We start from the raw sequence: 25,280 nt of genomic DNA, 5'->3' as shown, positions 1-25,280 counted from the left end.
TCGCCTCCTCGCCTAGAACTGGGTGTTGATATCCATTTGCAGCACGTCGACGCCCCAGGTCGGGCCGCTGATCATATCGGCCGTCAGCCAGCGTCCGGTCAACCAGACGTTTTTCATCAAACCGTAGTTGCCTCCGATGAACCAACCTTTGACGTTGGTGCCGCCCAAATGGAAATCCGAATCGGTAAACGCGTCCAACACCGAATCTCGGCCGACGTATTTATAAGCGGCGAATACGTTCCAATGCCCGGCGACTTCCGCCTTGGGCCAACCGAAATCGGCGCGGAACTGCCAGGCCGTGGTCTTGGCATCGACCGCGGAACCGTACAAGCGACTGACTTCCTGTTTGTCGAAGCCGATGTTTCTGGCGTAGTCGCCGCTGATGCGCAGATGGTACGGCGCGAACAAGACCATGTCGTAAGAAGCATTGATATTGACGATGTTGAAATCCGACGCCAAACCGACCATGGCCGGCAAGGTGCCGGGCGCCAAGCGGGTGCCTTCCTTACAAATCGTCGCCAAGGTATTGCCGCCTTGCATAAACTGCGGTCGCGAGGCGGTATTGGCTCGATTGTTGGTGTCGCAGGTGCCGGAAGCGGTGGTATTTTGCCTGGCCTGCAGGTTGACGTAATCGTAATACGCCGCGGCCAATTTCAAATTGTCCTGGTTGGTAAAGGCCCAATCTATGCCGGCCTGGCCGCCCAACAGCCATTTGTCGCTGCTGAAACTGCTTTCCTGCAATGGAAACGCGCCGACCGTGAGATAGGCCTGATGGCTCTGGTCTCCCGCATCCATCAGTCTGCCGGAGTCGCCCAAGTGGTGGCGCCATGTCGCGGCAAAGCCCTCGAACGACAAATCGACGTCCCACAGCAACTCGCTACCGCCGGTAAACTCGCCGCCGCCGGTGTACCACGGGTTCTTGATCCGGCCGCCGCTCAGCGTCAGCCATTTGAATTTGTTGTCGTCGGTCGCATCGTATTGCAGGTAGGCGCGGTCGACCGTGAAATCGTAATGGTTACCGAAGTTGGCCAGATCCTGGTTGGTCGATACCGGATCGCGCTGGTTGCCGGTCGCCAGCCTGACGCCGGCCTTCAAGTTGTCGGTAACGTTGGCATCGATACCGATCCGCAACCTTTCCCGGAAACGATGGCGGTCTTCGGTGGTGTTGTAAAACGCATCCAGGCCGGCATTGGTAACACCACCGGCATTGTTGATAGCCTGGTAATCCAGATAAGAATTTGGGATATTGTCCGGTGCCTGATAATCGTGCTGCGAACGCAAGCGCAAATCGCCGGACAATTTGAACTTGCGGGTCCAGTCCGGCAACGCATTCGGTAAGCCCCATTGTTCGTTCTTGGCTTTTTGCATCACGTCGCCGACCACTTCCTCGCGCAGCTCGCTACGCACTTGCTGGCGAATCTCGTCCTTGACGAAGTCCGGCACGTAAGCCACTCGCACTTCGTCGGCCGGCACCGCCTCTTTCTCCCCGGCCGCTTTTGCGGCTGCAGCCTGCTGGCCGGCGTCGGCTTCGGCCTGCTTGATCATTTCGTTGGCCGCCTTGTCGGTCAAGATGCCTTGCTTCACCAATTGTTTGATCAAATTGGTGGTGGTGTTGCGCAGCTTCAGCAATTCTTCCTTCTCGCCGGCCTGGACGCTGCCGATCAACCCCGACAGCGCCAAGGCCATCAGCCGTGTTTTGTTCGCCATTGTTTTGTTCTACCTATGATTTTTTAAATTCTCGATGAAATCTTCAATTTGACCGGTTGCTGCATGCCGGGCGGCGGCGGTTCCGCGACCCGGTCGAACTTGTTCAGCAAACGGCTCAACAGCTCGTCGATTTCGGCATCGTTGCTGCCCTTGGCTAACTCCACCCGTTCTACTGAACCGTCCGCCTTTAACCAGACTTTGACGATGGCGGTATAACCCTTGCGCCGCAGCTCCTCGTGGTTGTTCAGCAGAGCCGAAATGCCGTTCTTGATCAGACCTCCGTACCAGGCGTAGGGATTGCCGCTGCCGCCGCCGAACAGGCCGGTGCCGCCCTTACGCGCCGCCAGACCGAAACCGTCGGAACCGGCCGCGCCTTCGGCATCCAGCCCCAAATCGCGCGGCGGTGCCTGTTCCGGTTCGGGTTCCGGCTCAGGCTCGGGTTCCGGCTCCGGTTCCTTGATTTTTTCCTTGATTTCCGGCTCGGGCGGCTTCTCCACTTTCGGTGGCGGAGGCGGCGGTGGCGGCGGTTTCAGCAAGGTGATCGGCTGGATTTTCTTTTCGTTTTTGGCCGGTTTGTTACCGGCGAAGTCGATGATGACTTTGACGATATAAAAAATCGCCACCGCCGCGATCAAGGCGCCTATCACCATGGGTATGTAAACCCGCCAATGCTTCTTTTTCGACATCGCGCCAACTTATTTCACGAGGTTCTGCGTGACCAGACCGACCTGGGTGATTTCCAGTCGGCCCAGCAAGGCCAGAATGTCGACCACGCTTTGGTATTGCACCGTGGCATCGCCCTTGACCACCACCGGCAATTCCGGATTTGCCGCCTTGTATTGCAGCAGCGTGGATTCGAGCTGTTCCATCGTCACCGGAAAGGTATCCAGAAAAAATGGTGCCGTCGGCAGTGACGGTAATGGCCTTGGTTTGCGGTTTGGCCAAACTTGGGGTGTTGCTGGCCTTAGGCAGATTGACCTGGACGCCCTGCACCGCGGCGGTGGTCATCAGGATGAACACCACCAACAACACGTAAGCCAGGTCCAGCATCGGCGTGACGTTGATTTCGTCGTATGCGGCGTTTTCTTCTTGAACTTTCATTGGGTATTCTCTTGACTGCGTGGCTTGCGCAGGCGCTACCGGCAACTGTCCGCCAGGTGAGCGCTGCGTCTGCTAAGAATGGGAAATTAGCTGTGCTGTTCGGCGAGTTTGGCGATGAATTCGTCAACGAAGACGTGCATATCGGCGGTGATTGCCTTAATCATGCTACCCAGGTAGTTGTAGGCAAACAGCGCCGGAATCGCCACGCCCAGACCGGCCACGGTCGCAGCCAAAGCCGCGGCAATACCCGGTGCGATGGCGTTGACGTTGACTTCGCCGCTGGCGGCAATCGCGGCGAAGGTAATCATCACCCCGACCACGGTACCCAGCAGACCCAGGAACGGACCGCCGGAAATGGCGATGGTCAATAGCACCATCTGCGAATTGAGTTTTTGCAGTTCCCGCACCAACACCCCGTCCATCGAAGCCTTGACCGCATTCAGCGCCTGTGCGGACAAGCCCTGTTCGGCGGCATCGGCGCCTACGCCTTTGGCCAGTCGTTTGTTCATTTCCTGAACGCCGATATGGTAGATACGGTAGATGGATGAACCGGCGAAGGCCGCATGGTTACCGGTCAACGACAGCAGCAACGGTGATTCGTCGAAGTCCGCTTGATCTTCCTCGTCCTGATGATCGAGGTTGGTAAGGTTTTTGGAGCCGAGCTGACTGAACGCTGCCTCGAACTTTTTATTTTCGTTGCGGGTACGGTTCAGAATAATCGCCTTGCTGACGATCACCAGAAAACTAATGATGAACATCACCGCCAAAATGCCGATGATGACCCAACCGTCCAGCGTAACGTTGTCCAGCGTCGCCATCAGGTAGGATTCGCCGCCCTCTTCGCTGTCCGGCGTGCTGTCCTCGCCGTAGTTCAACAACGCCGAAGACTGGCCCTGCATCAACGCGGCGAATTGCAAATAATTCTGGTCGCGGGCGACTTTGGCGATGCCGAATTCGTCGATCGCGCCGGCAAAGCCGCGGGAACCGTCCACCGCCGCGCCGATGCTGCTGTCGCCGAGTAGAGTCGGCACGCTGGCCGGCAACACGCCCATCGGCTTGCCGTCGACGTATAAGGTAAAACCTTCTTTGGTGGCGCTGACCGCCAGGAATTGCCAAGTCGCCAGATTCAGATCGGTCGGGCTGACCAGTTCCTTACGGTTAAGGTCCAATACCGGGGTCTGGCCTCTAACGGACAACGTCAGGCCGTCGCGCTGAAAAATCACGCCGTCGGCTTGGGCTTGGTCGATCTTGACCCAGGCCGACACGGTCCAGCCGAATTCGACCGCCATTTGCACGGCCGGCGTCGCGGCGATCCTCAGCGCCTGACTACCGTTGAATGCACCGGCGTCACCGACGGCGCCGCCTTCGATTCGGGTCGAGGTCGCCGCAGACGGTTGATTGGCGTAAGCCGTGGCGTCTTTGACCGCATCGGCGTCGAAGTGATAAGCCACAGCCTGGGCCACGTCGAAAATGCCGGCGCCGTCCTGGGCGTCGACCGCCTTCGGGTTACCGTAATACATCCAGAACATGGCCTCGTCGGCGCTTGCGATGTCTTTTGGCAGCTTGACCCAGATCAGGGCCATCTCGTTGACGGTATCGATTTTCTCGATGAAATATTTCAGCGGTGTCTTATCGTCGGCCGCCAAAAACCGCAAATCCTTGCCGTTCTCGGCCAGATCGGCAAAGAAACCGAAATTGCCGGTATGCAGCCGCACCGGCACCAAGCCCTCGGCCACCGGCTTGACGCCGTTTTGCTGCAACTGCTGCGCGTCGATGGTGATTTTCTTCCGATAGCCCCAGTCGTCGTTCCACCAGGCTTGCGCCAATCCGGGCATCATCGACAGGGCCAACATTAACAAGGCAATCCGCTTCATTTTCTCTCTCAAAACAAGGTACTTAGCGAATTATCCCGACTTTTCTTTACATTTTTATGACATTTTCGTGAAATTTACCGACCATTCCGGTTGCGACCGGATTCCCCTCGTTCCGACGTTACGGCGTGGGAATACCTGCGGGCCGGTCAACTCGGTACGGGTTTCCAAGGGGAACCGTGGGCACCAGCGAAGTGCCGTAATGCCGGCAGGACTCGGGCATCCAACACCATGGATGGTAGCTTCGAGCTATCCTTGCAGCCTGGATTCCGGCGCTCACTGCCGGAATGACGGTCAGCAAACGAACATGCGTATAACAATCAGCGGAAAATCGTTGGAACCAGCCAATTCCGCCGGCTTCGGCTAGTCGCCGAAGCCCAATAATTCAACACTGAGCATGCCCAGTATCGCCTTGGCGATGGAGTTGCCGTTGTCCTTGCCGACGCTGTTGTTGACCGAGCTTTCCGCCATCTGGCTGACGCCGGCGTTCAGGTTGCTGGTTCCGGTCAAACCGGCGGCGACGCTGCCGGTGGCCGCGACCGGGACGCCGGTGCCGACGCCGCTGACCTGAATGTTTTGCGCACCGAGTACCGCCGTCGCGGCGATGAACACGTTCTTGCCGCCGATACCGGCTTCACCGGCGTCGACCACGCCTTTCGGCGCGAACAGGAACACGTCGCCGGCTTCCATACCTTCCGAACTTGCAGCCGTCCGAATACCACTACCGGAAACGACGGGCGGAAACTCAATTTTCATATTACCTTTATCATCGAAACTGATTACCGGAGGCGGTGCGGCGATTGCCGACTTCGCGCCTCGTCCCGCGTCGATATTTCCATTTGATGACCAAACCATAATATCGCCGCCATCCAGAGAGAACACGCGCGAGGTATTCACCATGAAATCTCCGTCGACCATGACGTTAACATTGCCTTGCCGTTGCACCACAATCCCTAGCTCCGACGGTGGCTTTGCTCCCGCGAAAGAAGTAGCCAAACCTACGTTGACGAATCCACCGGGCACAACCAAGTTTACGTTACCGCCATCGACAGTTTGAATTTTGCTGAAGAACATACTCAAATCGCCGCGCCAATCGCTGTCCGAAAATAAATGGCTTATCGCGTCGTAACCTCGTTGGCTGTTGGTACTAGTCTTTCCGGCAGATGCTTTACCCGACTCTTTAATTTCGTTAAAGAACACCGGCAACAAAATGGCATTGAGCTTGGGCTGAATCTCAACAAAATCCGACGACTTCAATTTGGCAAACTCAGCCAACGCAGTTTCGTCGGTTACGGATTCGTCATTCAGGCGCTGACGCATAAACCCTGTAATCAGCGATTTCAACTGCGTATTTGCTTGGGCATAGAGTGGATTTCGAGTCAAATAGGTCTCGATAAAGCCACCATAATCCAATTCGCCGTTGGCACCGGTTAAGATTGTCAAATTAGCGCCATGCTCGGCCAAACTGGTATTGACTAGGTTACCTACCGTCGAAATACCGCCGGATGCGCCGAGATCGACGTTGCGACCGGCTTTTACCAACAGCTCACCCGGACCGCCCACTGCGATTTTTGCAGAATTATCCAGCAGACCGCCCGTTTCGGGGTCGCGATCGCTGGTATAACGCACGTCGCGGCCGGCTTCGATTAGCGTAGTGTCGTCATCGTTAACATGTTGCAGCGATAACGATAAGTTGACTATGTCGTGCCCCGCCTTCACCAGGGTTTTCTTCGGAAAATTGAACTCGACGTTTTTGATATCGCCTTGCAAACTTACCAAGCGTGCCGCCTGATCATCACCGAGATGAACCGGAATTGTGGCGTGCAACAATTTAGGCTGCGCGCCGAAAGGACTGACCCGGCCTACAACATCGGCCATATTATTCCGAGCCACCGGTGTTTCAGCGTCAGGCAACAAACTCCGATCCGCATCGGACATACCGAATCGAATACCCACCTCGCCGCTGATATCCTGCTTCGCGAATAAATTCAAATTGCCTTGCGCCGACGGAAACAAGACAATTTCATTTGCAATCCGCAAACTACCGCCGTGGGCAACCGCATTCAGCGACGCCGGATAAATAGGCGTCAACGCTTGCTGATTTGAGTTCGTATTGGTTCTTGGAAAAATCCTACCGTTGGCCGCTAGCAGCACATCTCCAGACAAGGAGTCAATATCCAGCGCACTAGTTTCGCTGTAACTAAAAAAATTGACGTCGGCCTTGTGGGAAATCATAGGATCTGACGCGCCGGTCAGAGTGACGCCGTTGCCGGCACTAACCTTGAAACGAGTATCTCCCAGCAACAGCATAGGGCCCTTCTTGAAACGGTCACCGCCGGTAATTTGGCCGCCCGCCGTCAAATTACCACTGCCCTTGCCCAAGAAATAACTGCCGCCGACAATATCTCCGTCGGCCACCACGGCCATCGTACCGCCGCCGTTGACCTGAACCTGATTCGATAAAAAGTCAAAGCTACCGGCGGTACTATTATCTGCAACCCCTATTTGCTTGCCGGTGGTCGGCATCATGACGTCTAGATTATTAATATTACCGCCAGCCGAGACTTTAACGTTGCCGCCGCCGAATGAACCGACATTTTGTCGAAAAAAGGATTGTTTAGCCGTAGTTGCGGCCGCGTTCTGAAATTGCAGATTGGGGTTATTAGTCGGTATATAACCAACGGTCACACCCCAGGCAGTTGCCCGCTGCCCGCTGTGGTCGGCGGTGTCGGCTTTCCAGTTACCGATACGGAACAACCAGTCGTTGAAGTCGTTATTATTGACGACCGCCCCGTCGATATTACCGCCCGCTTTCAGAGTCAAATCACCACCGGCCACCGGATATTCGGTATAAAACAACAGGCCGACGAAACGGTCTTTCAGCGTGCCGTAGGGCGAGTCCTGAGTCGGCCGGCCGGCGTTGTAAATCGACGACGAACCATCGGTGAAGGCAATATCCTTGCCCGCCACAACATGCATATCGCCGCTACCGGTCCTGATCACGGCACCGGAGCTCAGTTTCATCGTGCCCGTGTTGCCGGTAGCATTAATATCCGCGCTGGTTTTATCGGCGCCCGCCACCAAATGGTAGGACCACGATTCGCCACCCTGCAATTTATCGACGATGGTTGCCGAACCGCCGCTATAGGTGAAGGTTACGTTTTTAAAGCCGTCAGACAGTGATTTTTCCACGTTAAAATCGCCCGTGGTTTTAATCACCAAACCGCCGGCAACATCGTCCCAGAGGTTGGTATCGGCCACATCGTCGTAACGCCATCCCATCAAATCCCATTTATCCTTGAGCGCCAGATCACCGGTGTAATTGATTTCAACGCCGGCTACCAAACGCAAACCGTCGGCCAAATCCGCGACGTTGTGCATGTTCGCAGCCGTCATGTAAACCGAAGTCTGGTTTTGAATCTTGGTAATATCGGCTGCATTGATTTGGCCATCGTTGCCTAAATCGGCATTGGCGTATTTTTTGACGCCTTCGGCGTAGAACTTGCTGAAGCCTTCCACCTTGCCGGCAACCGGTTGCACATTGATGCCGTTAGCAGTACGCAAGGCCCGCAATACTACCGAACCGCCCTCAGCGCCGTTGCCCCACACCGAAATGTTCGAACCAGCCTGAATATCGATGCCGCTGATATTGTCGCCATCGGCATCCACCGCCGACAGCAACACCTTACCGCCCTTGGCACCAACCTGGGTACCGTTTGCGGTTAGATCGGCACCGGTCGCCAGTACGATCCGGTCACCGGCATACAGGTTGACATTGCCGCCCTGACCGGTGCCATCGGCATGAACCCCAGCATCCAGATTGATCGAGCCACGATCGGCGACCAACGTAATTTCCTTGGCATTAATCGCCACACCCTTTTGCAGAATATCATCGCCACGCGAACGCAGATAAATCGACTGGTTTACCCCGGCGCCGGCCACTACCGACATCAACTGATCGAAACGGATCGCAGGGTCGAATCCGCCGACATCGAACGCCGCACTACCCTCCTTGGCTTGCAATTTACCCAGCAATACCACCGATTTTTCGGCAGCGGCAAACTCCACGCTGCCGCCAGCCGCGCCATTGCCGCCGCTGTTGACACTAACCAGCGAATCCGCCCCGGTCTTGACGATACCGTGATCGGCAGCGGCCCGGAAATGGCCGCCCGACGTATAAACCGCCTTATCGGCAAAAACGACCTTGCGTCCGGCCAAATCGATACTGGCCTGGTTACCCAAAATCACGTCACCTTTCAACGCTGTAAGCCCCAAACTACCGGAAGGCAGCAAAGCCTTGGCATTGAAGCTTATCGTATCCGCTGTAAATTCGATCGCCCCGCCGAAACCGTTGGCGGTGGTCGCGCCGCCGCTCAAACCGATGACATTCGCTTGGCCGCCGACATTGACCGTCAACTTGCTGCCGCCGTCCGCCGTCAACAGGCCGGCATTCAGGTTCAAATCCTTGCTAACTTGCAACGAACCGACGTTGCTGGCGGTGAAGACTTTATTGGCAGTCAGGTTGGCTTTATCAAACCCGGCCAACGTGAACAGGCCTTTACCCATCACCACGGTATCGGCGCTGAGATCCAGATGACCGGTACCGTCGGCGGCTTGGTGATTGCCGGCACCGGCTAGATTATGCAAATCCAGCCTGCCGGACGCCAACTTTGCATGGCTGGTGCCGCTGCCGTAACCGGCAAGACCTGCAGCGTTGATCGCCAAATGGTCAAAGTAAATCGCCCGAATATCGCCGTTATCGTCTCGTTGGAATTCGCCGTCCGCCGCCAATCGGCCAACGTTACCGTACACCCCGATACTATCGCGCGCGGTCAAAATCAATTCGTCGACGGTCAGGTCGGTCAATTTGCGGTTGGATAAATTCAACGCATTGCCGGTCAATCCGCCAACTTCACCGATATTGATGACGTTGGCCGCCAGATTTAACGAGCCGCCAGTCATATCGATGTCGCCGAGCAATTGCGACGACTGGCTGGCATCCAAAAGAATCGAACCTTTATCCGTTTTCAATACGGAACCTTCCGCCAGATTCAACTGGCCGGCCGTTCCGTTCGTACCAGTGCGATTCAGGGCCACTTGCCCGCTACTGGAAACCCTTAACAACGCGCCATTGCCGCTGACGTTGAATACGCTATCGCTGCTGCTTAGGGCCCGATCTGCAATCAATTTGGCACCACTTTGCAATTCGACGTTTTCGGTCGCGGCCACGGCAAATTCGCTACCGTGAATCTCGGTATCCGCGTCGAACACTACTTCCTGTGCCGTAACAGCCAAATCGGTTTCGTTGGCGTTGCCCTTGTTGCGGCTACGCGCGCCGCCCAACAACAAGCTACCGACGCGTAATTTGTTCAAATTCTCGGCCAGAATTTCCAACGTTCCGGAAATCGGCGTATCGCTGAGTTGGTTGGTGACAACGATACGATTCGCGGCAATATCCATTTTCGAACCGCGCCCGCCGGCCAGCGCGTCGCTGATGAAAAGGCCATCCATGACCAGACGGGTCTGCGCCACCAAAGAGATTTGGCCGGCATCAATCGACAACCCGGGACGCGGCGCATCTTTCTTCAAGGCGTTCCGGGTGAAAAACTGATCTCCCCGATTGATGTCATAGCTGGAATTTTGTCGGACATCCGCGCCGTTTTCGATTTTGAAGCCACCGGTCCTGGCATCAGCCGCACGGCTGCCGGCATGAATAAAGTAACCGGACACGACGGATAGGCCATCAACAGTGGACTGCCTGACAGTCAGGTCTTGGGTACCGGCTTGCGGTGTAATCAGGAACGCACCAGGCAACAAGGCGTAATGGCTTGGCAAAATCGCGTATTCACCTGCCGGCAACTCGTCACTACCGCTCAAGTAAATAGTGGAACCTGGCGCATACGGAAAATTTTGCGACTCGTAATGGTCGTAGGGTGCCAACTGGCTACCCAAAGTCGGCAAAATCGCAAAACCGCCCTGGTAAGATGCGCGGCCCGGCTGCAGATAATCGAACGAACCGCCCGCGCCGGGCTGGAATTCATAAGCCTGAAGATCGCCGCCACCCGACACGTCAATGCGGCTGCCGGTTTTGATATCAATTTCCGGCGCATCGAAAATCACCCTCTTTTCCGGCGCGGCTTCGAACACCAGATTGCGTATATCGTCCAACGGGTAAAGCCAATCCAGGCCGCCCTGTGTCGCGCCAAACGGAATCACCATGCCCTTGGCGGAAACCGAGGTCACGCTGTTGTCGCCCACTGTCATTTTCGATGTAGCTTGCAGGTTGATAGTCCCCAACGGCGCCTTCAATACGCCGTTCTGGTTGATCTGCGCCGCCTTAAAAGTCAAGTTACCGCCGGCAGACAATGGCGATGCGTCGGTATTGCTACCGGAAATCGTGATTGTGCCTTCAGGATTATTAACGACCGCAAACGTGAAATCGCTCAACGTGGTCGGATAAATCTGCGTCGCCCGCAAATCCAAATTCGCTGCGGTCACCAAGCCGCCGACAAAATCGCGTTGCTCGTCGCCGTTACGCAAACCGACGCCCCGAATATCGTGAGCGCTAATCAACGCAATCCGGTTAAAACCGTTCCACTGGGTAGCGCCGTTCAGTTGAATCCAACGCGCGTTGGCAGTGAAACGACCTTCGCCCGCATCGGCGTTGTTTGCCAAGTTGCGATCCAGACTGGAGCCGATTTGCAAGAAACCGGTGTCCAGACGGATAGTACCGGCGGCACCGCCATCGATGCCCACGGCATTGATGGCCGAGGCATCAATCCTAATGCGCTCGGCGGCTTTAAGCTGCACGTCCCCCAAAAATCCGACGCTGCCGATACTGCTTAAGGACACGTCGGCAAAACCGGCGGCGTCCACCAAATCCGCCCGCAACAGGGCTTTGCCGAGTAGATCACCCGCAAAATCGTCGCCGAATTTAGCCGTTCTGGACAATGATCTTGGCGCCGACTGTACGATATTGATCACCAATGGATCGGTCGGAAACGGTATATTCGGTTGGTCAGGCAAAAACCGCCGGGAGCGGTTCAGTGAAACCGCCAGCGAACCGCCCAACAGCTCCGGCGAGCCGGCCCGTGCCGACATCGAACCGTCCATGACCACCCCCTCGGCGGCGGCGATTTTTATCGAACCGGCGTTGGAACCGACGATTTTTTTGGCGTACGTGAAACCCAACCGGGTTGAAGGTTGCAAAATATCAACGGGCGCTCTAGTGCCGGAAACGTTGAGCTTCGAGCCTTCTTCCAGGACCACCGCGCCGCGCTCGGCATAGAAATTGATCACACCGCCGTCTAGTACTTGGCCGCTTTGATAGCCGAATTGGTCGACCGGATTCAGGCGTGTCGTGCCGGCAACGGATAAGTTGGCGTTGCCGCCAACCCATATCGCCTGACTCGCCAAATACTCTTGAGCTATGGTTGGACGTATTTCCAGGGAAATTCGCCCGGCCAGGGCTTGCAATAGACCATCGACAAAAATGTTGCCGCTGTTACTCAGCAAGGTTATTGACGAACCTTTGTCGGCGATGACCGCGCTGCCGGTTTCGATGCGGGTATCCAACTGGGAGCTCAACTCCAAATTGAAAGCTTGCCGCAGGTTTTCCGGCAATAACTCTAAATGGGAAAAATCCCGAAGACTATGGCCGGACGACCGGCTCAGGTACGAGGCATCCAGTACCAGATTTTTGTTTTTTAAATCCAATTGAGTTGCGGCAGCGACCGTCAACCCGGCAAAATTACTATTCAGCTTAATTTCGGAGAACCCTGATTCCTGATCGAAACCAAAACCGCCGTTAGTCACCGTCAGACGCATAGGATCTGTCAAAGCCGATACGAGTACATCTCCAATCAGTATTTCACCGCTGCTGATCGATAAACTACCACCTTTGGTCAACGACGCGGCACGCACTAGACCATCGAGGTGTACGGTCGAAGCTTGCCCCACTGGCCCTTTGGCGCTCAAACCGATACTGCCGCCCTTACCGGCAACAATATCACCATCCAATTTCAGTTGGGCACCGCCATCCGCAGATATCGAGGAACCGGCCTTCACATAAAGATTACCGACCGAGCTAAGTTTGACGCTGCCGCCGTCCAAGTAAAGCGGATCCGTCTGCGCCGCATCGAAACCAGCCTGAAGATCGTTAACCCAGCGCCCCGATACATCCAGAACCGCCTTCGAACCGATATGCAAGTCGCTGGGCAACTCCAGCACCTTATTCCCTTCGCTGTCCGTTAGCAGGCCGCTGTTCAAGGTTATCGAGCCTCCGGCCGCATGAACTTGTCCGAGCACGTTAATTGCCGCGCCGTCGCCGTTGGCGGACATGGGGTGACCACTGCCAAGCGCCTGCACAGAAAACTCTGCACCCGGCACCATTCGAATATTGGCGTCCTCAGCGACCGTCGCGCTGCCGTTTACGCTGACAACGACATGCTGCACATTGGAACGATTGGTTAAATCGGTAGAAAGCACCAGATCAACTGGTTTGCCCTTGTCATTCGTCGGAAACAATTGATTCAGGCCAATGCTTACCGAGTCCTTGCCGGTTTGGAAACGCACGTTCGAAAACGAGTTGGCAAATGCCGCTGAATCGAAAATAAAAGTTCCACCGTCAGGACGCGCGCTTGGCGAACGCTGGTACAAGCCGGCGTCGCTACCGGCGATCAAACGCCCATTCCAAGCCATATTAGGCGATTTAATATTCAATGATCCGGCGGCATTGGCTTCACGATAACCCTGCTCATACGTACCCTGCCCCAATTGTCCGAGCGAATTCCAAATCTTTTCCACCCCCCACTTCTTGTGGGTCTGGGTGACTTGGCCGATTATGGCAATGTAGGTCTCTTTGGGATCGGCGTCGCTGATATCCACAATCCGCCCATAGTCGGTCATCAGTTTGGTGGTATTGATATAACCGCCCTGATAATCCACATAACCGCCGGAGATATCGAAAGTTGCGCCATCGTTAACAATAATGTCGCCGCTGGATGATAAATTGATTTGCCCGCCTTCTCCCAGCCGTTCGTCAATTCCTCGACTTACCCTTGCCTTGGCGCCACTGGTATCGACAATTTTCGAACCTTTTCTCAAATCGACGCGAACGGTCTCTCCCTTCAAAATACCGCTTCTCTGAACCGGCGCGTCGCGTAACTCAAAACTTTGTACGGAAATTTCAGCTACATTGCGCTCGATAGGCGCTACGACACCTTTAGTCCCGGAAACATCGACCACAGCTCCTTTTTCAAAATAAATCCGGCCCTTGGTTCCTAGCGTTGGAGTGGCTAAATTGTCCGTGGCTTTGATATTGACCTGGCCGGAGGGCGCTTTGACCGTTGCGCCGGATTGCATATGCACGGTGTTGCCGGTAATTTCGATATAAGCATTCGGTTGCGCTTGCTCGTCGATAGCACTTCCTCCGGCTTGATCCGCAACCACTTGAGTCACGCTACCCGCAGCCAAAGTGGTTTTGGCCTCGGTTCCCAGGCCGTCGCCCAGGTCCGTATCACGGCTGGTTTTGGTGGCTACCAACGTATTGCCAAGCTTACCGTGCTGTTCCTGTGCAAGTAGACGAATCGAGCCGTTAACCTTAACCGAACTGGTGGCGTTGATGCGGCCTTGCTGATTCACGGCAAAACCGGCCATGGTCACGTTGCCTTGTCTGGCGACAATATCGCCAAAATTGGAAACCTTACCGCCGGTATCCACTTCCACTATCAAACCGGCAAACGGACTGTTTTTGTCGGCTGGTTGTAGATAAACCTTGTCCTGGCTCGCAGCGAGAATCACCTGACCCTGCTCTTCGGACGTTAGAGTGCCTCTATTCTCGATTTTGGGAGCGGCAATAATGATACGCCCGGCTTTATCCGTATGAATTTTGGCGCCCGCCTCAATGAGTATTTGTACCGTCTTAGGGTCTAAGGCGTCGCCGGGTTGCATCGGTTCGATAGCAAGCGCTGCTCCACCGTCTTCATCGTAAACTTTCGCTATACCTCGATTGAAAATCTGATCGGTAATGTTCAAGGTACTCGCCATGAAGCTATTGGCATTAACGACCGCTTCCTTACCGAACACGAAACCGTTTTTGTTGTACAGGTAAATCTGGCCGTTGGCGATGATCTGGCCGAAGATTCGGCTGGGGTCTTGCTGATTGATCCGATTCAAAGCGATCGATTGGCTATTCGGCTGCACGAACTGGACGGTCTTTCCCGCATCGACGTTAAACTTGTCCCAGTTCAAAATCGCTTTGTCGGTCGTTTGATCGATGCGCAGGGTATTGCCGATAATCTGGTTGGTCGCGGCGCCGCTGGTGACCCAAGTTGCCGCCGGAACCGGCAGGCCGGTGTCCGCCCAAGCCGCACTGGCACTGCCCACCAGCATGCCGCCGGTCAGCGCCAGACGGACGCAAGCCACCAAAGGATTGAGTCGGAACGGTTCGCAGGATGTCTGCCGTGGAAATGCCGCGGATTTGGCCATGTCTAGGTTGCCTCGATCAATTAAGGTACACCAGCGCTCTGGCGGCAACCCGGCTGTCTTAGCATAAAGACCCGTAGCTTTCCGTCCCCGCTTCGCAACGGGTTTGGCTTTAGAATGAAATTTAACTACTTCAATTTATTTTCAATAAATTCGCGTCGTCATGGGTAAGTCGATCAAAAAGTTATTCGGCACCGCGCAATTTAATTACCAGATAGACCCAATTATCAAACGACCCCTAATTGCGCATATTCGACAAAATTTATTAAAAACCAACAAACCTCAGTTTAATATTTAAACCTGAATTAATAATTGTACCAAGGTATTAAATAAAATTATGTCAATATTATGACAACAACGAATTTGAAAACCAAAACCCAATTAAATAAATATTACAAATACATTAAAAAATACTGCTTCGTATTATTTTAAAACTCGGTCGCAATATTAAAATGCACGCGCGGATCGCCGCTTTGCACCGGCGCCAGGGTCGTGAACGGAATGCCGATATCCAGCGCGCCGCTGAGTTTGCGCCACATTTGAAACCGCACACCGAAGCCGCCGCCGCTGAGGAAATTGCTGCGGACGTTGCCCGGCAAGGCGTTCTTGATCCAGCCGCGGCCGACGTCCAGGAAACCCAGCAGCTTGAATTTGTTCAGAAACTCCCAGTCGCTCGGCCCCAGATGCGGCGAGCGCAGTTCCACCGAACCGAACACGGCATCGTCGGCCAGCGCCTGGGTCTCGAAATAACCGCGCACGCTTTCGTCGCCGCCCAACGAGAATTGCTCGTTACTGATCAGCGGCGTATCGGCCACTTGCGCCGCGACGTGGCTGTAAACTTCCATGCCCAGCGGCAGGTCGTGCTGGAATTTCAAATCGCCGGTCAAAAACAGGTAGTTGGCTTTGGCCAGATAGCGCTTGTTCTCGAATTCCTTCTGGTTATTGCCCAAACCGCGGAAGGAGAAATGCGCGCCTATGTCGAAACTGGTAAACGATTCGGCGCCGCGCAGGCTACCGCTGTATTGCGCTAGAAACGGTGCGTAGCTGATCGGCGTCTTGATCGAATCAGCGCTGAGCAGATTCACGTCTTCCTGAAAGTCCTTGTAATCCATGCCCAAGGTCGCGGTATGAAAGTAATCCGCCAAGGGTTTCAAGGGCTTGACCAGGCGGGCACCGTAGATGTTACCGATACCGATCACCGACAAGGCGCCGGCGTTGGCGATTTGCGCGTTGGAAGACGAACTGACCGCATACAAGGCCAGCCGACTGTCGCTGTCGAACAGCGGCATGGCATAGGTACCGGCCCAAACGTCGACTTCCTGATTGTTTTCCGGCGAGACTTGGTACATCAGCGACGCACTATGCATCTCCTGCCACAGATTGTCGTAACGCAGCGAAGACACCAGTCGCAAGCGCGAGGTGCTGGAGGTATTGCGGCCGTTCAATTCCACCTTGCCGTGAACCGGCAGTTCGTCCTTGACGTTCAAATCCACTTCCAGCGTGCCCGGGGTCTCGCCGGCGCGGAGCACCGGCACGATCTGCCGGTCCGGGCTTTGCCCGGCCAGTTGCGTCAATTGCTGTTGCATGCTCTTGAAGTTGGGCACGTTGCCTTCCGCCAATTCAGGCACGCCGGCCTTGATTTTGCCCAGCGAGAAATAGCGGCTGTCTTTGACCCGCAAGCGCGATACTTTGCCTTCCACTACTTGCAGATAGACCACGCCGTTCTTGACATCCTGTTCCGGAATGTCGACCGCGACGGTCTGATAACCGTTGGTGCGGTACAAGTCTTCCAAGGCGCCGCGGGCGGCTTCGACGTTGTCGATGCTCTTGTTGGGGCCGAGAAAGTGGTAGACCGTGCGTTCCAGTTGTTTTTTGTCGAGCAAGGTATTGCCCTTGACCCGCAATTCCAGCAAATCGAAGGTTGCCGGCGCTTGCGGCTCGGCCGCACCCTGCACCGCTACGGCTTGCTCCGGCGCTGCCTGTGCCGTCGCCCCATTTGCCTGTGCAACCGTCATCAGGGTTGCTGCGGCGCAAACCAGCCTGAGCCATGGCTTGCACGCTATCGTTCCGGTGTCCTGCATAAAAATGATGTTGTTTCCTAAAGCCCGGTTTTCCCGTTGAAAACCGGTAGCCGTGAATTCTATTTCTGCCACGTTAAAACTTTATGACAGTGCTGTTACCGTTGCTTACCGCCGTAACAGCCCCTGAAACAGCAAAACCAGACGTCCGAAAACGGCTGGTTTTGCAGGTGTGGAGCCGTCCCTGGCTCCGGCCGGGGTTGCCCCGGTTACGATTCCTTACAGTTGAGAGTCGCCCAGAGCCGATGCACTGTCGTTGTAGACTGAGGGCAGACGGCAAGCGTCAGCGCCGGCGCTGGTCGTAGCGTGGGTATAAGGGTTTACCGGTCTGCTGAAGCTATATACACCGTTGGCTTCCGGCGCATAGTTAGTCGGTACGGCCAGGAAAGCACCTTTCTCGCTGACAGGAGCGCTAGCGTTATGGAATGTCTGAGAGAACGTATTCAATTTACTCATTACCGTTGGAGATGCCGCAGATTTGATCAACGCGTCAACTAACGGCAAGCTTTCGAATGCATGAGAAGGCCAGTATTGGAAAGTATTTTCCGCCCAATCCTTGTATCTGCCGTTTACGACGTTAGCCAATTTCGGCGCGACGCCGTCAACTTTGACGAAACGGTACTTGGAAGAGGTGGTGGTGGATTTTTCCAGAGACTGAATACCCACCGCCCAACGTTTACCGAAAGTATTATTGAAGGCAGTACCCAAGTTGTTGACACCGTCATTCAACTCATTCAAGCACTCGTCGACTCGGCCAGAAGTGGAATTCTCATGGACCATTGGGTAACCATCACCCTCGGCAGCACCTACCACTGCCGCGTCACCAGCAGGAACTAACGCACTTGGGTTGCACGGATTACTCAAGAATTTGATGTTGGATTGTGCTTGAGTACCGGAGCCGTTTTCGCGGCGGCAGGTATGCAGAAAACTTTTACCCGCCGCTGGCAAATAAGCTGTCAAAGTACCTTGAGCCACAGCCCAGTCGTATAGACCTTGAGTACCTACTTTCAGCTGATTCCAATCAGATAACTGACCGCCGTGAATTGAAGCCACCTGGGCACTGGTCAGGCTAGGCATACAGGCTTCGGTTTCGTCACCCACGGCGCAAGTGGACGGCACTTGGCCGGTCACTTTTTGTGCCGCTTGCAGCGTGAAGTACAAACCTTTGGTCACAGGCACGCCGAACGCCACAGCAGCAGCAGCCTTTACAGTGAGTTTAGAGACGTCGTCGGTAGAGACGTCCGGATACGGTGAACCGGTTGCCGGATCGATTGGAGCATTAACACCTTTGAATTGACCAGGGTCGACGTCGGAAACGCCAAAATCAGGAATTTTCTTTTCATGTCTGGCAGGGTTAGCCGGATCGTAAGCGCACTTCACGACGCCTAAAGTACCGTTAGAGCTGCTGGTACCCGCAACCGGATTAGACACCACATCGCACCCGCCGTTAGCAAAGGTGGTTGAACTGGAGATTTTCAAGAACTCGATAGAAGCGCCCGCGGTATCGCCGTTAGCTTCGGCAACAATAGGGCTGACACCGAACGCAGAACCGCCGGCGCTACGTTTGTAGATCAAGATGTTTGCTTTACCAGTCGGCAACGAGGTGTTTGCCGGTGCTCTTTCACACAGATACGCATATTGCTCAGTCGCTGCAGGATCTTGAAATTTCCAGATCGGCTTGGTCGTATCGCAGATTTGCTCGCTATCAGCGATAGTTGCGTCTGTGAACAGCTTTTCCAGGAATTTTTCCGCCGCAGAAGCACCAGACAAATGCACAGTGTAGGTGGTGGCAGAGTTAATCACCGGGACGCCAGTCGGACCGAATGTCCAAGCAGCTTGCGCACCTGCCGAAGACAGCGTTGCGGCAATAGCCACGCCTAATACTAACTTTTTCATAAAATTGTCTCTCATTGAACGTAATAAAGGTAATCGGGGCGGAAAACGCCCCGATTCGAGTCTTATGCAGCGTATTTACGGCGAGTAGAACGCAAAACGCCCATCAAACCGGCGCCAAACATCCAAACCGCAGCAGGCAGAGGTACTGGAGCAGCGTAAGTCAATTTCCCTGCAGCCAAATTCATATGCCAGCTTTGCAAGGTTTGGCTGTTGCCGTTTTGTTGGTTGTAGAACCAGAATGCGCCTTCTGAACCATTGATATCCGCATCAGCTGCTGATACTTGGCCAAAAATAGTAGCGAACGGCAGGTTTTGGTTATGTTGACCGGTACCGGCTGTATCCGAATCGACTACGATAGAGCTAAGGTTGGTCGACGCTTGGTTAGCGTTGGCAACGCCAGCGTTGTCGGCTAATGCGCCAGTGTTGATTTGACTAACATGACCTCTGATCACAGTTGCAACACTGCTAGCTGCGTTCAAAGTGGCAAATTTCGCAATAGATTTTTCGCCGGTAACAAACATCTTTGCAGCGTTAGTGGTCATTACACCCCAAGAAGTATTGGCGGCATCCATATTGGCAGCGAAAGTGCTCCATTTTGCATTTGGAGAACCAGCAGTCAGAGCGTTCAAATCAAAAGACAATGAATAAGCAGCATTATCCTTGTTGTTGAAGAAGTCGTTGTAAGTTACACCCAAATCCAGCGTAAACGTGGTTTTTTGAGTTTTGTCGTAAACAGACAAAAACGCTTCATTTGCACCGGTGTTTGACGACGCCCAAATCGCCGCATTCGCACCCGCTGAAGATGCCAAAAGAGCTGTAGCTAATAACGCTTTGTTCAGATTTTTCATTTTGTTTCCTTGATGATTTAAAAATTAAATAAATACACAAGGTGACAACCCGGCCATCTTGCCTGGCGGCAACATCCGTAGCTTTCCGTCCCCGCCTCGCGACGGGTTTGGCTTTTACACACTTCCTTAGTCTTACCAATGCACCGAGATGGCGCCGCTCTCCCCGCTACCATTTTTGTATCCACCGCCTACTCCCTAACCTCTTCCCTCGCCGCTCCGTCTGCGTGCCGTCCCTGCTCCCTGTCCAATCCCTAACTGTGCGAACCATCGCGCATTCCGGCGCAGTTCCAGTTGCGGCAAATTATTTCAGTTGAAATCGAGGTTTTTCGTTACGCGTCGGTTACAGTTTGATGAAACGTAATACATTTGTATTACACGGCCGCGCGAATCTGGGATTCAGGCCATGGCTATGCTGTTGTATTGGTTGCTAAATCTTCCTAATCGCTCAGACTCGGCGTAGCGAGCGCAAAAAGACAAGCAAGGCTTGCCGGTCTGGTTACGCGGCTGCTACAGTGGCTGAACCACTTGGCCCCGCGCCGGCAGACTCAAACCAGAACCTTCCCGCATGACAGAAATCGACCTTTTGCACCAGGCCTTTGCCGGCGCACAGCCGCCGATCGGCGACTTAGCCGGCCTAACCTCGGCGTTGAACCGTTGGTATCTGCAGCACCCGGATTGCAATTTTCTGCATCCCTGCCAAATCGGCGGCCGCCCGGCCCTGGTCTGCCAAGCCGACCTGAGCCGGAACGAGCCGGCGGCCTTCGCCGAATTGCAAGCCATCGCCGAACGCTATGCGCTGTACCTGAAGGAAGATGCCCGCCGCCGCGAGCAAACCTGGGCCGACGCCAACCGCCGCCGCGGCATCGGCCTGGTATTGAGTTTTTGTATCGGCCTCAGCGCGGTCTCGCGTAGCGTCGGCGCCGATGAACTCTTGCCGGTCAACGTGGTGGCCGGCCAGCATTTGCCAAGTCCGCTCGGCGCTAGCGCCAACACCGGCGATGGTGTGATTCGTTTGCGCCACCGGCATCCGCCGTCAGCGGCGCAAGTACTCGCCGCCTACAGCCAAAAACAGACGAACGTGCAGGTTGATTCCGCCGCGGCAGCCGACATCGCCGAGTTCCTGCAATCGCTCTACCAAAAAAAATCAGGCGACCCACCCACTGTCAACGCCGATCTGCAAACCATCGCGGACTATTTTTCGCGTTATCCGCAGGCAGTAGCGCTGATCGGCGAATTACGCGGCCAAAAAATCGGGTTGGATTACCAGGCCGGCGCTTGGCAAACCGTGGCATTCGGTAACCAATTCGGCATCAGCAGCGTGACGATCCGTTTCGATACCCGCCTCGGCGCGCAATTGCTCGGCGACCCCGGCTGCGACGCTACCCCGGCGTGCAGCATCGCTCCGGCCGACGCTTTATTGCACGAATTGCTGCACGCCAAATTGATGCTGTTGGATAGCGAACACTTCATCGCCGGCGGCGGCTTGGCGCCGGGGCTGTATCCTTTCGAACACGAACATGAAGTGATCGCCGAGGAAAACCGGCTATTTCAGGCCATGAACCAAACCGACGGCCGGGCCCGGCCGATCCGCCACCGCCATAGCGGCGAGTTGCTGCAGGTATCCTGCCCCGCCTGCATTCCGGTAAAACAAGTTGCATCGGGCGAATTAAGCCTGTGAAACCGGCGAAATTCCTGAAGCCCGTTACAAGGCAACGCGTGCAGGCGCTCGTTTGGGGAGACAAAAGTCAAGGCCGGTTCGACACAGCTCAATAGCCTTGTGCCAAATTGGGCGGTTTCGATCAAGGCGAGTGGAGGCGAGCAATCTTCCGGCGCGGCCGGAGCTGGACCGGAGACGACGGTCGGATTCCGGCGCAAGGGGTGTCGGTAGCGGTCGGTTGGGCCAGTGGGGTGCTGAAAAATCCTGGCCGTCGGGTGTGATTACGATCGGGCCGCGGGAAGGCTGGCATTGCCAGCCTTCCCGGACCAAGCCGATGCCGCGTCAACGGCGGCGGTGTACTCCGGCCGAAACCGCTCCGGTCACGGCGCAATCATGCCGTTGTGCAGATAACTTTCTTCGTAACTGAACACGATATCGGCGTCCGGCAACACCAGTGCTTCGTTCTTGCCTTTGTAGTCCAGCCGGAACAGCAAATCCTTGATCAAATTGATTCTGGCCAGTTTTTTGTCGTCGGCTTTGACGATGGTCCACGGCGCCGATAAGTGGTGGGTTCTGGCGAACATGATGTTGCGCGCCTCGCTGTAGGCTTGCCAGTGCTTTTGCGCTTCCTTGTCGATCGGGCTGATTTTCCATTGTTTTAACGGGTCTTTCTGGCGTTGGCCCAGACGTTTTTTTTGTTCGCCTTTGCTGATGTCCAGGTAATACTTCAGCAACTTGATGCCGGAGCGCACCAGCAGTTGCTCGTAATGCGAAACCGTTTCGATGAACTCGTGGTATTCGTCGTCGCTGCAAAAGCCCATGACCCGCTCCACCCCGGCCCGGTTGTACCAACTGCGGTTGAACAGGACCAACTCCTGCGCCGCCGGCAAATGCGCGGTATAGCGTTGAAAATACCAGGTACTGTTGTCGCGGTCGGACGGCTTGCCCAACGCAACCACCCGGATTTCGCGCGGACTGAGATGCTGGATGATGCGCTTGATGGCGCCATCCTTGCCGCCGGCGTCGCGACCCTCGAACAAAATCAAAATCTTGTCGCCGTGCTTGATGATGTGATTTTGCAGCTTGACCAGTTCCACCTGCAATTCGTGTAGCACGTCCTTGTAATCGGGTGCCTCGGCCTGTTTTTGGTGTTTTTTGCTCATGTCCGCCGCCTGTTCCGGGTTGAAGGGTTTACTGGAAAATAGCACGCTCCCGGAGTTTTTGCCGAAACCGGGCTAAGTCGAAGCACCGCCGGCAAACAAGCGGTAGGCCGGGTTCCCGGTCTCCTGCCGGTAAAGCAGTTGCAACGCGTTCAGGCATTGTTCGAAATGCACCGCTTCCGCATCGCCGAGCTGCAAGCCGATCAACACCTTGCCGAATGCGGCGCCGTGGTTGCGGTAATGGAACAGGCTGATATTCCATTGGCTGCCCAACGCCATCAAAAACTTCAGCAAGGCGCCGGGCCGCTCCGGAAATTGCAGACTGTAAACCCGTTCTTTGACATCGTAGGGTGCATGGCCGCCGACCATGTACCGGATGTGGTCCTTGGCCAATTCGTTACCGGTCATATCGGTCACGGCAAAGCCTTCTGCGGCCAAATGCTCCAGCAATTGCTGCCGGTCGGTCTCGGCGCCGCTACTGCTGATGCCGACGAAGACCTGGGCCATGGCCGGGTCGAAATAACGGTAATTGAACTCGGTGATGTTGCGTTTGCCCAGCGCTTTACAGAATTTCAGGAAACTGCCGGGCGACTCGGGAATGGCCACCGCCAGCAAAATCTCGCGATGCTCGCCGACCTGGGTCCGCTCGGCAACATAGCGCAGCCGGTCGAAATTGATGTTGGCGCCGCTGTCGATCGCGATCAGGGTTTGTTGCTGCAAACCGTTCAGTTCGGCGTATTTTTTCAGGCCGGCCACGGCCAAGGCGCCGGCCGGCTCGGCCACCGAGCGGGTATCGTCGAAAATGTCCTTGATCGCCGCGCAGATTTCGTCGGTGCCGACCGTAACCACCTCGTCGACGAACTGGCGCGCAATCCGAAACGGTTCCGCGCCGATTTGCTTGACCGCGACGCCGTCGGCGAATAGGCCGACCTGCTCCAACACCACCCGCTCACCGGCGCGTAAGGCCTGATTCAGGCAATCGGCGTCGTCAGGCTCGACCGCGATAACTTTGATCTCCGGCCGCACGAATTTGACGTAGGCGGCGATGCCGGCAATCAAGCCGCCGCCGCCGACCGGCACGAAGATGGCGTGAATCTCGCCGTTGCGCTGGCGCAAAATTTCCATCGCCACCGTGCCCTGGCCGGCGATTACGTCCGGGTCGTCGTAAGGGTGGATGAAGGTCATGCCTTTCTCGGCGGCCAATTCCATGGCGTGAGCGTAGGCGTCGTCGTAGGAGTCGCCGTGCAACACGGCTTTGGCGCCGCGCGCCTTGACCGATTTGACTTTGATTTCCGGCGTGGTTTTCGGCATCACGATCAAGGCTTTGATGCCGAGCCGTTTCGCCGCCAACGCGACGCCCTGGGCATGATTGCCGGCCGAGGCGGCGATCACGCCGTTGGCGGTCCGCTCCGGCGTCAACGACGCAATTTTGTTATACGCGCCGCGCAGCTTGAACGAAAACACCGGCTGCAGGTCCTCGCGCTTCAGATAGACCCGGTTGTTGACCCGCTCGGACAAGGTCGGCGCATAGTCCAGCGGGGTTTCCTCGGCCACGTCGTAAACCCGGGCCCGCAATATTTTTTCTATGTAATTCAGCATCGCTATCCTCGGCGCCAGCATCCTGTCGCGCCGCGCATTCCTGGCCTTAAAAACTGCTGAGCGATCAGCGTTAATCGGGTATTATCCCACACAATGACGGGTTGAAAGCCGTGTCAGGATTCATAAGAGCATAACCATCAGGACCATCACACATGACTCAAGACGAATTAAAAAAACAAGTCGCCGCCGCCGCATTGCAATACCTGAAAAACGTACCGATCATCGGCATGGGCACCGGCTCGACGGTGACGCATCTGATTAACCAGTTGGCCGATTGCAACTTCAAAAACGACATCGAAGCCGCCGTGTCCAGCTCGATCAAAACCACCGAGCACCTCAGATCGATCGGCATTAAAGTCATTGAATTGAACGACAGCGGCGACCTGGACATTTATGTCGACGGCGCCGACGAAGTCACTCCGCACCGCAAAATGTTGAAAGGCGGCGGCGGCGCGCTGACCCGCGAGAAAATCATCGCCGGCGCCAGCAAGAAATTCGTCTGCATCGTCGACGAGACCAAGTGCGTCGACGTGATGGGCAAGTTCCCGCTGCCGGTGGAAGTGCTGCCGCTGTCACGCAGCTTCGTCGCCCGCCAATTGGTGAAATTGGGCGGCCAACCGATCTTGCGCATGAACAAGGAAACCGGCCAACCCTACATCACCGACAACGGCTGCGAGATTCTGGACGTGCACAATATGAGCATTGTCGACCCGGTCGGCACCGAACAAGCGATCAACAACATCCCCGGCGTCATCACCAACGGCCTGTTCGCGATGCGCGACGCCGACGTAGTGTTGGTCGGTAAAGGTAGCGAAGTCATCAGTTACTGATTGCCGCCTGTCTAAGCAAGCTTGCCGCCACCGGGCGGCAAGCGTTAG

At 55.5% G+C, this 25,280-nt stretch carries 11 protein-coding genes, 1 pseudogene and 2 riboswitches; of the genes and pseudogenes, 2 read left to right on the top strand and 10 right to left on the bottom strand.

Annotated features, from left to right (window positions below; genetic code table 11):
- Positions 1-12: 12 nt before the first annotated feature.
- The 8 genes and pseudogenes from PL263_RS03515 to PL263_RS03480 form a co-directional block, all read right to left on the bottom strand.
- Entirely contained in the window at positions 13-1,707 is a 1,695-nt protein-coding gene (locus PL263_RS03515; RefSeq protein WP_278211706.1) for a putative porin, read from the bottom strand.
- A 23-nt stretch (positions 1,708-1,730) separates the two neighbouring features.
- Positions 1,731-2,393, bottom strand: coding sequence for an energy transducer TonB (locus PL263_RS03510; RefSeq protein ID WP_260839342.1), 663 nt, complete (start codon positions 2,391-2,393; stop codon positions 1,731-1,733).
- A gap of 9 nt (positions 2,394-2,402) precedes the next feature.
- A pseudogene (locus tag PL263_RS03505) lies at positions 2,403-2,808 on the bottom strand (biopolymer transporter ExbD).
- A gap of 86 nt (positions 2,809-2,894) precedes the next feature.
- Positions 2,895-4,682, bottom strand: coding sequence for a MotA/TolQ/ExbB proton channel family protein (locus tag PL263_RS03500; protein ID WP_278211705.1), 1,788 nt, complete (start codon positions 4,680-4,682; stop codon positions 2,895-2,897).
- Positions 4,683-5,042: 360 nt separating this feature from the next.
- Positions 5,043-15,167 (bottom strand): filamentous haemagglutinin family protein, encoded by a 10,125-nt coding sequence (locus PL263_RS03495; RefSeq protein ID WP_278211704.1) that lies wholly within the window; start codon positions 15,165-15,167, stop codon positions 5,043-5,045.
- 40 nt (positions 15,168-15,207) lie between these two features.
- Positions 15,208-15,285, bottom strand: a riboswitch (cyclic di-GMP riboswitch).
- Between the two features lie 307 nt (positions 15,286-15,592).
- A complete protein-coding gene (locus PL263_RS03490; RefSeq protein WP_278211703.1) occupies positions 15,593-17,317 on the bottom strand; it encodes a POTRA domain-containing protein in 1,725 nt (574 codons plus the stop codon).
- Between the two features lie 144 nt (positions 17,318-17,461).
- Positions 17,462-19,138, bottom strand: a complete 1,677-nt coding sequence (locus PL263_RS03485; RefSeq protein ID WP_278211702.1) for a hypothetical protein — start codon at positions 19,136-19,138, stop codon at positions 17,462-17,464.
- A gap of 62 nt (positions 19,139-19,200) precedes the next feature.
- The gene (locus PL263_RS03480) at positions 19,201-19,986 is read right to left on the bottom strand and encodes a VPLPA-CTERM sorting domain-containing protein (protein WP_278211701.1); all 786 of its coding nucleotides are present in this window, start codon (positions 19,984-19,986) and stop codon (positions 19,201-19,203) included.
- Between the two features lie 40 nt (positions 19,987-20,026).
- A riboswitch (cyclic di-GMP riboswitch) is annotated at positions 20,027-20,108 on the bottom strand.
- 443 nt (positions 20,109-20,551) lie between these two features.
- On the opposite strand from PL263_RS03480, the gene PL263_RS03475 reads away from it, so the two are divergent.
- On the top strand, positions 20,552-21,664 hold the full coding sequence (locus tag PL263_RS03475) for a hypothetical protein (RefSeq protein ID WP_278211700.1): 1,113 nt from the start codon (positions 20,552-20,554) through the stop codon (positions 21,662-21,664).
- 359 nt (positions 21,665-22,023) lie between these two features.
- Here the strand turns inward: PL263_RS03475 and ppk2 are convergent, their stop codons facing one another.
- Both ppk2 and ilvA read right to left on the bottom strand, forming a co-directional pair.
- Entirely contained in the window at positions 22,024-22,806 is a 783-nt protein-coding gene (ppk2, locus tag PL263_RS03470; RefSeq protein WP_278211699.1) for a polyphosphate kinase 2, read from the bottom strand.
- A gap of 72 nt (positions 22,807-22,878) precedes the next feature.
- Positions 22,879-24,402 (bottom strand): threonine ammonia-lyase, biosynthetic, encoded by a 1,524-nt coding sequence (gene ilvA, locus PL263_RS03465; protein WP_278211698.1) that lies wholly within the window; start codon positions 24,400-24,402, stop codon positions 22,879-22,881.
- Positions 24,403-24,554: 152 nt separating this feature from the next.
- On the opposite strand from ilvA, the gene rpiA reads away from it, so the two are divergent.
- Complete coding sequence (gene rpiA / locus PL263_RS03460) at positions 24,555-25,232, top strand: ribose-5-phosphate isomerase RpiA (RefSeq protein WP_140912831.1); 678 nt, start codon at positions 24,555-24,557, stop codon at positions 25,230-25,232.
- The last annotated feature ends 48 nt before the right edge of the window (positions 25,233-25,280 follow it).

The sequence above is a fragment of the Methylomonas sp. EFPC3 genome (assembly GCF_029643245.1).
In the GTDB taxonomy this organism is placed as follows: Bacteria; Pseudomonadota; Gammaproteobacteria; order Methylococcales; family Methylomonadaceae; genus Methylomonas; species Methylomonas koyamae_B.
Note: the sequence above shows the minus strand (reverse complement) of the source record. Positions and strands in the feature narration are given on the sequence as shown.